The organism is Hyalangium minutum, assembly GCF_000737315.1.
GTDB classification, from domain to species: Bacteria; Myxococcota; Myxococcia; order Myxococcales; family Myxococcaceae; genus Hyalangium; species Hyalangium minutum.
On record NZ_JMCB01000009.1, the window covers coordinates 174,091 to 187,412 of the forward strand.

The 13,322-nt window shown below is 66.4% G+C and carries 8 protein-coding genes and 1 pseudogene; 8 read left to right on the forward strand and 1 reads right to left on the reverse strand.

Features of this window, described 5'->3' with window-relative positions; translation table 11 throughout:
• Positions 1–12: 12 nt before the first annotated feature.
• Entirely contained in the window at positions 13–2,706 is a 2,694-nt protein-coding gene (locus DB31_RS24515; protein WP_044192049.1) for an MGH1-like glycoside hydrolase domain-containing protein, read from the reverse strand.
• 40 nt (positions 2,707–2,746) lie between these two features.
• On the opposite strand from DB31_RS24515, the gene DB31_RS45140 reads away from it, so the two are divergent.
• From DB31_RS45140 to DB31_RS24555, 8 genes and pseudogenes are all read left to right on the forward strand, one after another.
• Positions 2,747–4,045 carry an adenylate/guanylate cyclase domain-containing protein gene (locus tag DB31_RS45140; RefSeq protein ID WP_052420203.1) on the forward strand — a complete coding sequence of 433 codons (1,299 nt, stop codon included), beginning with the start codon at positions 2,747–2,749 and terminating at the stop codon, positions 4,043–4,045.
• Positions 4,046–4,053: 8 nt separating this feature from the next.
• Positions 4,054–4,158, forward strand: a pseudogene (locus tag DB31_RS51660) (WD40 repeat domain-containing protein); the annotation flags it as partial.
• A 147-nt stretch (positions 4,159–4,305) separates the two neighbouring features.
• Positions 4,306–5,160 (forward strand): WD40 repeat domain-containing protein, encoded by an 855-nt coding sequence (locus DB31_RS46875; RefSeq protein WP_240486865.1) that lies wholly within the window; start codon positions 4,306–4,308, stop codon positions 5,158–5,160.
• A gap of 206 nt (positions 5,161–5,366) precedes the next feature.
• Positions 5,367–5,996, forward strand: coding sequence for a hypothetical protein (locus DB31_RS49070; protein WP_157232135.1), 630 nt, complete (start codon positions 5,367–5,369; stop codon positions 5,994–5,996).
• A gap of 57 nt (positions 5,997–6,053) precedes the next feature.
• Entirely contained in the window at positions 6,054–7,562 is a 1,509-nt protein-coding gene (gene dacB / locus DB31_RS24540; RefSeq protein ID WP_044191835.1) for a D-alanyl-D-alanine carboxypeptidase/D-alanyl-D-alanine endopeptidase, read from the forward strand.
• Positions 7,563–7,711: 149 nt separating this feature from the next.
• Complete coding sequence (locus DB31_RS24545; protein WP_420806721.1) at positions 7,712–9,826, forward strand: prolyl oligopeptidase family serine peptidase; 2,115 nt, start codon at positions 7,712–7,714, stop codon at positions 9,824–9,826.
• Between the two features lie 346 nt (positions 9,827–10,172).
• Positions 10,173–12,521 (forward strand): serine/threonine-protein kinase, encoded by a 2,349-nt coding sequence (locus DB31_RS24550; protein ID WP_044191840.1) that lies wholly within the window; start codon positions 10,173–10,175, stop codon positions 12,519–12,521.
• Between the two features lie 268 nt (positions 12,522–12,789).
• Positions 12,790–13,140: a response regulator gene (locus DB31_RS24555; RefSeq protein WP_044191843.1), complete on the forward strand. Its 351-nt coding sequence runs from the start codon at positions 12,790–12,792 to the stop codon at positions 13,138–13,140.
• Positions 13,141–13,322: the final 182 nt, after the last annotated feature.

Sequence of the window (13,322 nt, forward strand, 5' to 3'; positions counted from 1 at the left end):
GCGCGCGCGGAATCACTCCAGCGACTTGTGGGCATCCGCGAGGCACTGGGCCACGAGGGCCGTCCACCCCGTCTGGTGCGAGGCACCGAGCCCACGGCCCGTGTCACCGTGGAAGTACTCGTGGAAGAGCACCAGCTCGCGCCAGTCCGGATCCTCGGCGAAGCGCCGATCGTCCCCGTGACAAGGCCGTCGACCGGCGGCATCCGGCATGAAGATCCGGATGAGGCGGGAGGACAGCTCGCGAGCCACCTCGGCCAGCGTCATCATCCGCCCGGAGCCTGTAGGGTACTCCACCTGAAGCCCAGCGCCGTAGAAGTGGTGGTAGCGCTCCAGGGCCTCGATGAGCAGGTAGTTGAGCGGGAACCACACGGGGCCGCGCCAGTTGGAGTTGCCGCCGAACATGCCGCTGTCGGACTCGCCGGGCACGTAGGCCACGCGGTAGTCCTCGCGGCCCACGCGGAACACGAAAGGTGCCTGCTCGTGGACGCGCGACAGCGAGCGGATGCCGTAGTCCGAGAGGAACTCCTTCGGATCGAGCACTCGGCGCAGCACACGCACGAGGCGCTCTCGGGAAGGGATGGCCAGCAGCCGGTGGCCGCCCGCTCCCGAGCGATCCGGTGAGGCCATATAAGAGGTGTTCTGCGCGAGATCGGCGCGGTTCTCCAGGAACCAGCGCAGTCGACGGGCGAAGCCGGGGAGCCGCTCGATGAGCCGATCCGGCAGGACCTCGGCGGCGAACAGGGGCACCAGCCCCACCATGGAGCGCACGCGCAGGGGGACGTCTCGGCCGTCCACCCAGAGGTGGTCGTAGTAGAAGCCGTCGTCCTCCTCCCACAGTCCGCTGCCGCCCAGGTGGTTCATCGCATCCACGATGGCGACGAAGTGCTCGAAGAACTTGGAGGCGATGTCCTCGTAGGCGGGATCCTCCTGAGCCAGCTCGAGCGCCATGGAGAGCATGGTGGTGCAGAAGAAGGCCATCCACGCGGTGCCATCGGCCTGATGCAGGCGGCCGCCGGTGGGCAGAGGCTTGGAGCGATCGAAGACGCCAATGTTGTCCAGGCCGAGGAAGCCTCCAGAGAAGAGGTTGCGCCCGTCCGCATCCTTGCGGTTCACCCACCAGGTGAAGTTGAGCAGGAGCTTGTGAAAGACGCGGGCGAGGAAGAGCCGGTCCCTTTTCCCCTGCGAGCCCGTCATCTTGTAGACGCGCCAGCACGCCCACGCGTGTACGGGCGGGTTCACGTCGGAGAACTCGAACTCATACGCGGGCATCTGCCCGTTGGGGTGCATGTACCACTCGCGCAGGAACAGGATGAGCTGCTCCTTGGCGAAGAGCGGATCCACGCGGGCGAACGGGATGGTGTGGAACGCGAGATCCCACGCGGCGTACCAGGGGTACTCCCACTTGTCCGGCATCGAGATGATGTCGCGGTTGTAGAGATGGCCCCACTCGCGATTGCGGCCCTGGAGACGCTCTGGAGGCGGCGCGGGGTTGCTGGGGTCGCCCTCCAGCCAGGGCTGCACGGCGTAGTGGTAGAACTGCTTGCCCCAGAGCAGCCCGGCGTAAGCCTGCCGAGCCACCCGCCGCTCCTCCTCGGGCAGCGTGTGCGGGAGCCGCGAGGCGTAGAACTCATCGGCCTCGGCGATGCGCTGCTCGAAGATCCGGTCGAAGTCCTCGCCGAAGAGCTCGCGCGGAGCCTCGGACTCCAGGAACAGCCGCAGCGGCAGGATCACACAGCCGCCCGCAGGTACCTCCAGCACATAGTGAAAGGCGGACTTGGTGCCGACACGCTCCGGGTTGACCGCGGCGTGCCGGCCGTGAACCACAGAGTCGTGGAACGCATCCTTCACGTAGCGCTGGCGGTTGGGCACGCGGTAGAGCCGCTGCAGGTTCGTCTCGTTCTCAGTGAAGAGCCGCTCGGGGAGCTTGCCGCCCTCGGGGATCTGCGCATGGAGCCGGTAGCGCCCGAGGGACTCCTGCTCCGCGAGGATGCCGTCCGCGCCCACTGTGGACATGTGGGGCTTGGACCAGTAGCCCTCGCCGCTGCGGCCCCAGGCCCAGGTGTTGCGGAACCAGAAGGTCGGCAGCACGTGGATCCGTGCGGGCACGGGCCCTCGGTTGGCCACGGTGATGCGGATGAGCAGATCCTCTGGGCTGGCCTTGGCGTACTCGGCGAAGACGTCGAAGTAGCGGCGTCCATCGAAGATGCCCGTGTCAGCCAGCTCAAATTCGGGCTCGTCGCGGCCTCGGCGCTGGTTCTCCTGACGGAGCTGATCGTAGGGGAACTCGGCCTGCGGGTACTTGTAGAGCCCCTTGAGGTACGAGTGGGTGGGCGTCGAGTCGAGGTAGAAGTACTCCTCCTTCACATCCTCGCCGTGGTTGCCCTCGGGGCCGGTGAGGCCAAAGAGGCGCTCCTTGAGGAAGGGATCCTTCTCGTTCCAGAGGGCGAGCGAGAAGCACAGCCGGCACTGGCGGTCGGTGATGCCAAGGAGCCCATCTTCGCCCCAGCGGTAGGCGCGGCTGCGGGCGGACTCGTGGGGGAAGTCCGTCCAGCTCGTTCCCTTTGGGGAATAGTCCTCACGAACAGTGCCCCACTGGCGCTCGGAGAGGTAAGGCCCCCAGCGCTTCCAGTTGTACGAGCGCCGCTCATCCTCGGCCAACCGACGGGCCTCTGCGCCCAGCCCTCGCTGGGGGGAAGAATGACTCATGGTGTAAAACATAGTTGAAGTGCGACGATGTGTATGCCGCATGGGCCCACCTCACACGCCGCCCGATCCAGCTGACCTCGAAGCGGATCCGCTCCTGGCGGAGAAGCGGGCCCTGGAGAAGCGTGTCCGCGAGCTGGAGGCCAAGGCGCGAAGCCTGGACGCCATCAACCGTTTGGCCGCATCGCTGCTGCAGCCGCAGACGGACGTGGACGACATCCTGTGGGACGTGGCGCAGGGAGTGGTGGCGCACCTGGGGCTGGAGGACTGCGTCATCTATCTGTTCGACGAGCAGCGCGAGTACCTCGTCCAGCGAGCGGCCTACGGCCCGAAGAACCCACAGCAGCGGGAGATCCTGGCGCCCATCCGCATCAAGGTGGGGGCGGGCATCGTGGGGACGGTGTCGCTGACGGGGCGTCCAGAGCTGATCCCGGATACGCGGAAGGACTCGCGCTACATCCAGGATGATCAAGCGCGGCTGTCGGAGCTGGCGGTGCCGATCTACTCCCAGGAGCAGGTGATCGGGGTGATGGACTCGGAGCACTCGCAGGAGGGCTTCTTCACTCAAGAGCACCTGCACATCTTCACGACGGTGGCGACGATGATGGCGGCGCGGGTGGTGCGTGCGGAGCTGGACGCGCAGCTACGGGATGCGAACCGGCTGCTGGAGGCGCGCATCACGGAGCGAACCCGCGAGCTGTCCGAGGCCACCCAGCGCTCCGAGCTGCTGCTGCGCAACATCCTCCCCCACCCCATCGTCGAGCGCCTCAAGCGGGGCGAGCATGCGATTGCGGAGCGCTTCGACGAGGTGACGGTGATGTTCGCGGACCTGGTGGACTTCACGCGCTGGTCCACGCTGTTGTCACCGGAGCACGTGGTGGAGGTGCTGGGGCAGGTGTTCACGGAGTTCGACGCCGTGACGGAGCGCTACGGGCTGGAGAAGATCAAGACGATCGGGGACTCGTACATGGTGGTGGCGGGTTTGCCGTCGCCGCGGCCGGATCACCGGGAGGTGATGGCGATCATGGCGTTGGCGTTCGTGGACGCCATCCAGCGGCTGAACGTGACGCTGAAGACGTCGCTGGACGTGCGGATCGGCATGCACTGTGGACCGGTGGTGGCGGGCATCATCGGCACACGGAAGTTCGCCTACGACTTGTGGGGGGACACGGTGAACATGGCCAGCCGGTTGGAGTCCCACGGCGTGCCTGGACGTATCCACGTGAGCGAAGCCATCTGGCAGGCGCTCAACGACCGATTCGCCTTCGAGCCCCGCGGGGAGATCGAAGTGAAGAGCATCGGCAAGGTGAAGACCTGGCTGCTCACGGGCCTTCGCGAGTGACGCGTATAATGATTCCCTCGTCTCAGTCCATTCAGGCGCACAAGAGCGCTATCTGGTCCATCTGCGCATCCCCCTCGGGCCTTATCGTGACCGCGGGCGGCGATGGGTTGCTCAAGTCATGGAACGTCGAGGCAAGTACCGGCAGGTTCCTTCCGCTCGCGGAGGTCATCACTCCGCACGCAGAGACATTGCTGGTCCATCAAAGCCCCCGCGGCGTCCTGCTCTCCGCAGGCCACGAGGGAGGAGTCGCTGTCTGGGAGATGGATCCAGCCTCGGGTAAACTGGAGCAGCGACAGCAACTCAAGCTCCCCGATGATCGCGACCACTACAATGATCGCATGCTCGAAACCCATTCGGGCTATCTCCTTGCATGGGCGAGCGGAACGGCGGGACTCCCTGCTCTGTGCCGATGGTCCGAAACGGAGCGAGCCTTCTTTTTCCACCAGCAATTGCCCATCGAGCGGGCATCTACTTTCTTGGAGCTGCCGGACGGGTCGTTGTTGTCGGGTGATTCCACGGGCCAGATTTGCAGCTGGCGCCCAGACCAGTCTTCTGGAGGCTGGCAAAAGGCGGGAGCCCTGCAGGCTCATGAGGGCCCGATTCATGCGCTTGCCAACCTCCGGAACGGGGGCCTGATCTCAGCGGGTGGACATGAGCCACAGCTCAAGGTCTGGAGAGGTCATCTCGGCTCGGAGAAGTGGGAGCTCGTTCAAGTTCTCAGCGAGCATCACAGCCAGATCGTTGAGGTCATGAGCTGTGGCCCCGCGGAGTTCCTGTCGTCCGACCGGGGAGAGCGGTCTCTGCTCGGATGGCGACGCCAGCCAGAAGTGCTCGTGTGGAGCATGGCGACAGACAAGCCAAGCCTTATTCAACGGCAGAATGGCCGGCTCCGCGGTTGCATCGAGGGCGCTTTGCTCTTGGAAGACGATGGAGCATCCGCACTCAGCCTATGGCGCAAGTCCGAGGGCGCCTACAAGCGGACCACGGTGCTCGATGAGAGCAAGCGCGGCAACATGAGCGCCTTTGTCCTGTTACCTGAAGGAACACTCATCGCTGGTGGATGGGATGGACGCCTCATTTCCTGGAAGCTTGAGGCTGGAGAATCGACGTCATGATCTCACGTCGAGACCTCTTGATGTGGGCCGGACTGGGCACCACAAACCTACTGGGCACGGGGTGTTCTCCAGCCAGAGTCACGAGCGAAGCACCTGCTCGATTCATGCAAGGCCACGATGAACTGGATGCGCCAGTTCCAGCTGCATTCCTTCTTTCCGTGGATCCCTCGGGCTTGATCCACGTAGCGACACGCCGAGGGCAGAGCATGGGTGAGTTCAAGTCCACTCTCCCCAACGCAACGTTGCGGCATAGACAGAGTGCGCTCCAGCCCGACTCTGGCCGTCAGTCCTTCAATCCAGCAGTCCTCCTCTCCGATGTTCCTCCTCCGTTACAACCCATTGCCCGCCACCCGCTGCGTCACGCTCAATCCCTGAACGATCCTTATATTTTGGATTTGATTGCCACGCTCGACTCCTATCCACGTTTCGGACTGCGCTCCGCGCCACAGGAGCAGCGAATCGAGTTGGCTTCAGATGTCAAAGTCAAGATCCCCGGTTATTTCATCCGCATCAGCTTTGAAAAGCACTACGTTGGGGGATGCGTCAAACGTGACTCGTGGCACGCAGGCGTGCTGCTCCGCGACCTGGCGAGCAACACCTTGCTTTTCGATCTTCATGTCGCATTCTGGTGGGAGCAGTGGCGTCCGTGCTTCGCCATCTACGAAAGCGCGAACGGTTTCTGCAGGAATGTCTGCGACCAGCTGAGTTGGAAAGCCTTGATTGTTGTCATCTACGCTGCACTCGCCGTGACACTGGCGGCTTGGGTGGCGGAGGCCTTCGCAGCTGCGATTGCGGCCGCGCTCCTCGGTATGGCGCTCGTCCTGAGCCCGGTCTGATGATCGCTCCCGTGAGCATCGACACCCGATCCGTCGGGCGGTAACCTGCCCGCGCCCATGCGACGCCTCTCGCTTGCTTCGCTGCTGCTCGCGGCCCTCGCGCTTTCGGGGTGCCCACGCGCCACGCGCCCGAACGATGCCTCTGCCTCGTCCTCCCGCTCCTTCGCCCAGACCGCCGAGGATCTCTTCTCCTCCCTTGAAGAGGAGGGCGCCCTGACGAGCGTCATCGTCCTCGACGCCAAGACGGGCGAGCCCCTCTATGCGCACCGCGAGCACTCCCGCTCGCTGCCTGCCTCGACGATGAAGATCGTCGCCACCTCCGCGGTGCTCTCGGCCCTCGGCGCGGACTTCCGCTTCCGCACCCCCGTAGCCCTGGAAGGCAAGCACCAAGGGGACACCTTCGAGGGCAACCTCGTGGTGGAGGCCTCCGGAGATCCTTCACTGGGTTCGTGGCGCTTCCCCGAGACTGAGATGGCCTGCGACCAGATCGCCGAGGCGATGTGGGGCCGGGGCATCCGCAAGTGGCGGGGTGCGCTCCAAGTGAAGGCTCCAGACACAGGCCTGGATGGGCCGCTGGGCCCTGGATGGGCCTGGGATGACGTCGCTTACTCCATGAGCGCCGCGCCCATGCCCTTCGTCTTCCGCGAGAACGTGGTCGATGTCTCCCTCCTGCGCGCTGATGGAGCCCCCTGCTCGGCTCAGCCCTCCCTCCAGCTGTCGCCCCGCTTTGCTCCCTTCCCTACTCTCGTCCAGATCGATACCAGCGGCCGGTCCGGCTTCGCGTGTCTCCGCGATCACAACCCCTCGCGCGTGCGCTGCGTGTGGCGCTCCTCCGCCAACCAGTGCCCACGCGCCTACTCGACCCGCCTCTCCATCGACGATCCCCAAGCCCTCTTCACCGCCTGTGTCGAGGATGCCCTCACCCGGCGTGGCCTCGAACATGTCCCAGCAGCCGCTCCTGCTCGCGAGCCCGCCCCCGCAGCCGCCAAGCCCACAAGCCAGAGCCTCCTCGAGCTCATCAGCCCTCCGCTCTCGGAGCTCGTGAAGGCGACAAACAAGGAGTCCCTCAACCTCTACGCCGAGCGTCTGGCCCTGCGCTTCACACGCGAGCGCGGTGGTGGCGAGCGCTATGCCGATCTGCGCAAGCTCTTGGGCGAAGAGCTGACACGGCGCGGCATCTCGGGGCGCGATCTGCGGCCCATCGATGGCAGCGGCCTCTCCCGGTACAACCTCGCCACGGCCTTCGGCCTCGCGCGAGTGCTCTACACCAGCCTCCAGGAGCCCTACGCGGACACCCTCCTGGAGAGCCTACCCATCGCGGGAGTGGATGGAACCCTCGCGGCCAGTGGAACCTCCGCCCAGACCGTGGGCCGCATCCGCGCCAAGACGGGCACCCTGTCCAGCCAGAAGGCCTACGTCGGCGTCGTCGAGCGCCCGGATGACGCGGAGCATCCTCGCGTCGTCTTCTCCCTGATGCTCGGCAACATGGACGAACAGCCCGCGCTCTCGGCGGGCGCCGTCTTCGATCGCTTCGCTGAAGCCCTCGTGACGCAGCCGCTGCGCTGAGCGGCAGTGAACACTCGCCTGCTCGGGAAGAGATGAGGCGTGAGAGTGTTGTGGCCCCCCGGAGCCACCGCCCCACCCCTTTCTCGAGGTGCTGATTGAAGCTCAAGCCCGCGCTGACCGCGCTCTCGCTGCTGCTGCCCCTGTCTTCCCTGGCTGGCAAGGCCACCGTGATCCCACCCGTGGCGGAGAAGAAGGCCGTCGAGGACGCCTACCACGACACCCAGGTGCAGGACCCCTACCGGTGGATGGAGTCCTCCTCCGATCCCAAGGTGCAGGAGTGGACCCAAGGCCAGAACCAATACACGCGGTCCATGCTGGACAAGCTGCCCGGCCGTGACGCCATCCGCCAGCGCGTCACCGAGCTGCTCACCTGGCAGTCCCCCGCCCACTTCGCGCTGACGAAGGTGGGCTCGACCCTCTTCGCCATGAAGTCCCAGCCGCCCAAGCAGCAGCCCATGCTGGTGACGCTCGGCTCGCTGAATGACACCACGAGCGAGCGCGTCCTCGTAGACCCGATGGCGGTGGACCCCTCCGGGAAGACGGCCATCGACTTCTTCGTCCCGTCCCCCGACGGAAAGCGGGTGGCGGTATCCCTGTCGAAGGATGGAACCGAGAGCGGCGACGTCTCCATCTACGACGTGACCACCGGCCAGGCGCTGCCCAACGAGGTGGTGCCCCGGGTGAACGGTGGTACCGCGGGCGGCAGCCTCGCCTGGACGGGAGACGGCAAGGGCTACTTCTACACCCGCTACCCCCGCGGCACGGAGCGCGCGGCGGAGGACATGAACTTCTACCAGCAGGTGTACTACCACGCGGTGGGCACGCCGACGGAGAAGGACACCTACGCCCTGGGCAAGGACTTCCCGCGCATCGCGATGTCCTCCCTCGATACCTCCCATGACGGCAAGTACATCATCAACCGCGTGGCCAACGGGGACGGCGGCGAGTTCATGCTGTACCTGTACGGGCCCTCGGGGCAGTGGCAGCAGGTGTCGCGCTTCGAGGACAAGGTGGTGGCGGCCCGTTTTGGCCACGACGGCGCGCTGTACCTGAAGTCGCTGAAGGACGCGCCTCGAGGCAAGCTGCTGCGGCTGCCTCTGAGCACGCCGTCACTGGGTAAGGCCACGGTGGTGGTCCCCGAGGGCAAGGCCACGCTCATGGGCTTCCTGCCCACCCAGGGACGCATCTACATCACCGAGCAGCTCGGCGGCCCGTCGCAATTGCGCAGCGTGGACCTGAAGGGCCAGGACCTGGGCTTGGTGCCCACGCTGCCGGTGTCCACCGTGGGAGGGCTGGAGAGCGAGAGCGGGGATGACATCCTCTTCGCCAACTCCAGCTACGTGGAGCCGATGGCGTGGTACCGCTACTCGGCGAAGGACGGCAAGGTGACGAAGACAGCGCTGGCGCAGACCTCGCCAGCGGACTTCAGCGACATCGAGGTGATCCGCGCCGAGGCCACCTCGAAGGACGGCACGAAGGTGCCGCTGACGATCCTCAAGCCCAAGGGCGTGAAGCTCAACGGCACCAACCCCACCCTGCTGACGGGCTACGGCGGCTTCAACATCTCCATCACCCCGGGCTTCAACAAGCTGAGCCGCGCATGGCTCGAGCAGGGCGGCGTCATCGCGATCGCCAACCTGCGCGGCGGCTCGGAGTTCGGCGAGGAGTGGCACGCCAACGGCTCGCTGACGAAGAAGCAGAACGTGTTCGATGACTTCTACGCCTGCGCGAAGCTGCTGGTGGATCAGAAGTACACGCAGCCGAAGAAGCTGGCCATCCAGGGCGGCAGCAATGGCGGCCTGCTCATGGGCGCGGCGCTGACGCAGCACCCGGAGGCGTACGGGGCCGTCGTGGCGCGCGTGGGCATCTACGACATGCTCCGGGTGGAGCAGACGCCCAACGGCCAGTTCAACACCACCGAGTACGGCACGGTGAAGAACCCGGAGCAGTTCCAGGCGCTCTACGCGTACTCGCCCTACCACCACGTGAAGGACGGCACGAAGTACCCGCCGGTGATGTTCACCTCGGGGGCGAACGATCCGCGCGTGGATCCGTTCCACTCGCGCAAGATGGTGGCGCGGATGCAAGCGGCCACGGGCGGCAAGGGCCGCATCTTCCTGCGCGCGGCCGGAGGCGGCCACGGCATGGGCACGCCCCTGTCGGACCGCATCGAGGAGGAGGTGGACGTCTACGCCTTCGTCTTCAACGAGCTGGGCATCAAGTACCAGCCGGTGAAGCAGGTCTCCTCGCCGAAGGCCAAGTGAGGAAGGAACGAACGGAGGCCGCCGGGTGGAAGCTCGGCGGCCTCTGTCGCTTTCTCGGAGTCAGCGAGCCGTGCGGGTGGCCTGGATTTCCTGGGCCCAGCGGCGCCAGGCCGCACAGGCCGGCAGTCAGGCGATGCAGCTTCACGTATCCTCCAAGGCTGAATTCAGGCAGCGCATGATGCGCCCGCGGCGCTAGAGCAAGCCCAGTGCCACGGGTCCAAGCCCGTCCTCCCCCGCGGATATCCCGCCCTGGGCGTCCATCGGCACCGCCCGCCTTTCCCGGAGTTGGGACAGCGCGTCACGTCCGTGGGACGCCCAGCCGGTCCTCGACTAGGATGCGCGCCGAATGGGTCTCCAAACGGGCGAACAGTTCGGCCGCTACGAGCTGGTCTCGCACCTCGGCCGAGGAGGCATGGCCGAGGTGTGGCGCGCCCGGCTGCTCGGCGAGGCGGGCGTCACCAAGCCCGTGCTCATCAAGAAGGTCCTCCCCGAGTACGCCAACGACGAGGCCTTCATCCGCATGTTCATCAGCGAGGCGCGCATCTCCGCCACGCTGTCCCACGGCAACATCGCCCAGGTCTATGACTTCGGCCGCGTGGACGGGGACTACTTCCTGGCCATGGAGTACGTGGACGGCCAGCCGCTCCACCGCTTCTTCAAGCGCGCGATCCGCACGGGGCTGCCCAGCTTCCCCATCCCCATCGCCGTCTTCATCGCCACGGAGCTGTGCCGGGGGTTGCACTACGCCCACACGCGCCGGGACTCCAACGGCAAGCCCCTGGGGATCGTCCACCGGGACATCTCGCCGGACAACGTCATCGTCAGCTACGAGGGCCAGGTCAAGATCGTCGACTTCGGCATCGCCAAGGCCCGGGAGCTGCGCGGCTTCAACACCGAGCCCGGCGTGGTGAAGGGCAAGTACCTGTTCTTCTCCCCTGAGCAGGCCCAGGGCCAGGAGGTCGATGCACGCTCGGACGTGTGGTCCACGGGCATCGTCCTCTATCAGTTGCTGTGCGGCCGGATGCCCGTGTCCGAGGAGACGCCGCACACGGCCATGATCAAGCTCGCCCAGGGAGAGTTCCCACGGCCCTCGGCGCTCCGCCCCGATCTTCCCCCCGCGCTGGACGCCATCCTGATGAAGGCGCTCGCGGTGGACCGCGACCAGCGCTACGAGTCCAGCCATGCCTTCGGAGATGCGCTGACGGAGTTCCTCTACTCCACCACGCCTCGCTTCTCGGCCCTGTCCCTCTCGCACTTCATCCAGGAGGTGTTCCGCCAGGATCTGGTGGGCCTGGGGCACACGGTGCAGGTGCCGCGCTCGTTCCAGGATCAGCTCGCCCAGTGGAAGGGGGAGCTCACCACCGCGCCCATGACGGCCGTGGCGCTGCCAACGCCAGCCGCGCCTCCCTCGGCCATCCCCCCGGGGGCCAGCACCTCACCAGCTCGCACGGGGTTGTACGTGGGCGTGGGAATCGGCGCGGCGCTGCTGGGGGCTGCCGTCACCGCCCTGCTCTTCCTCCAGGGCTGGGAGCCAGCGCCTTCTTCGGATGCGCCTTCCGAGCCTCCCATCGCGAGCACCACGTCCGCTCCCGAGCCCAGCCCACAGCCTCCCGCTCCGGCGCCAGTCGAGACTGCGCCTCCGGCAGAGGCCCCAGAGGCTCCCACCGAGCGTGCGGAGCCCATTGAGCAGCCAGAGCCCGAGCCTTCCCACGCCCACGCCTCCGCCTCCTATCCCGTGGCGGCCATCCGGCTCGACGCCCGCCAGGACATCATCCCGCCTTCGAGCGAGGCGGTGGAGCTCACGCTGGACCCGAGCGGCACCTACCGTCTCTCCGAGCCCGAGCCGCCCCCGGACAGCCCGCCGCTGTTCCTCTGGCTCTCGGGCCCAGGGCTGCCCGCGAGGGACGGCGTGGGCGTGCTCTCGCAGCGGCCCCTGCAGCTCAAGGGCGTGTCCTCCTTCAAGGCCTTCGGGCTGAAGCCCCTGCCTCCTGGAGCGCAGGAGCGAGAGGTGCTGGTGGAGGACGTCCGGGCCAAGACGCGCAAGCGGGTCGTCATCTCTCCGAGCGCCACGGCCAGCACGGATCAGGCCTTCGAGCTCAAAAACCTGGATCCCAGCTCGTCGTACCTGCTGACGCTCGTGCCGCTCGATCCCGGCGCCTACACCCGTGGAGAACAGGGCGGCCTGCTGGACAAGCTCGCCTGCGTGAGGCTCTCGGACACGGAGGGCCCCACCCCGTCCTTCCGCGACCAGCAGTTCCTGCTCCGCGCTGGAACGAGCCTCCCGCTCTCGGGTGCCACCCGTCTGCTCTGCGGCGTCATCGATGACGATCCCTCCGACAACGCCGGCGAGCTTCAGATCGCAATCACCCGCACGAGCGGAGGCCCCGAGTGGACCAGCCCCTCGCCCTACACCCTGGTGATTCCCAGCAAGAGCGGTGAGATCAAGTCCTCCTTCGAGCAGGCCATGCGCTTCTTCCGGAACAAGCAGTACGACCGGGCCGCGATCTTCGCCGAGCGCTGCCTCTCGCTCGCTCCACGCGATGCGGATTGCCGTCTGCTCGCCGGCGCCATCTACGCCTCGCTCCCAGGCCAGCAGGACAAGGCGGCGCAGAACTACCGCCTCTTCATGGATCTGGCGCCGAACCATCCGCGCGTCTCACACGTCCAGCGGCACCTCGCGGACCTCGCGCCATAGTCCCGCGAGGCAGGCCAGGTCCAACTGTTCAGTGAATGACAGATGCGCGCATCGCGTCACGCGGGCCTGCGCCTGAGGGAGGCGGACAAGCGCCACGCCGTGTGCATAAGATTGAGACTCGCAGTGGGGGGAGAACATGACGCACGCGTTGGACATGACATGGGCTCGCCCACCAGTGGACCCCATGCCGCAGCATGCAGACTCAGAGGGTGGGTGCGCTTCTCGGAAGACGGTCTCGAGCCCGGTCCGACGCGGACGGATCCTCATCGTGGATGACGAGCCCCACTTCGGCCAAACGCTGCGCATGCTCCTGGGCCTCTCCCACGACGCCACCTATACGCCCAGTGCCCGCGAGGCCCTGCGCTGGCTCCAAGAGGGCCACCGCTACGACGCCATCCTGAGCGATCTCATGATGGCCGAGATGCAGGGCGAGCAGTTCTCCAACGAGCTCACCTCGCGCGCGCCGGAGTTGGCCCGCCGCGTCATCTTCATGAGCGGGGGCGCCTATACCCCGGCCTCGCTGGAGTTCGTCTCGCGGATGGCCCACCCGCTGCTCATCAAGCCGTTCAAGCACACGGAGCTCGAGCAGCTGCTCCGGCCGCTCTTGCCGCCGGTTTAGGACGGGAGAGCCTCACTCCACGACCCATGGGGCCATCACCCTGGTATAGGCAGGCCTGAAGTCCTCCGGCCAACCCCCGGCAAAGACCCCCATGATGGGCGCCTCTCAGCGCCAAGAAGGAAGACGGGTGAAGAAACGATCGGCTCCCCGGCCATCGGCGGCATCGGCCCAGCGAAGCAGGA

Coding starts and splice junctions, on each gene's coding strand:
- DB31_RS24515 (WP_044192049.1), bottom strand. CDS start 2,706: ATGAGTCATTCTTCCCCCCAGCGAGGGCTGGGCGCAGAGGCCCGTCGG.
- DB31_RS45140 (WP_052420203.1), top strand. CDS start 2,747: ATGGGCCCACCTCACACGCCGCCCGATCCAGCTGACCTCGAAGCGGAT.
- DB31_RS46875 (WP_240486865.1), top strand. CDS start 4,306: ATGGATCCAGCCTCGGGTAAACTGGAGCAGCGACAGCAACTCAAGCTC.
- DB31_RS49070 (WP_157232135.1), top strand. CDS start 5,367: ATGGGTGAGTTCAAGTCCACTCTCCCCAACGCAACGTTGCGGCATAGA.
- dacB (WP_044191835.1), top strand. CDS start 6,054: ATGCGACGCCTCTCGCTTGCTTCGCTGCTGCTCGCGGCCCTCGCGCTT.
- DB31_RS24550 (WP_044191840.1), top strand. CDS start 10,173: ATGGGTCTCCAAACGGGCGAACAGTTCGGCCGCTACGAGCTGGTCTCG.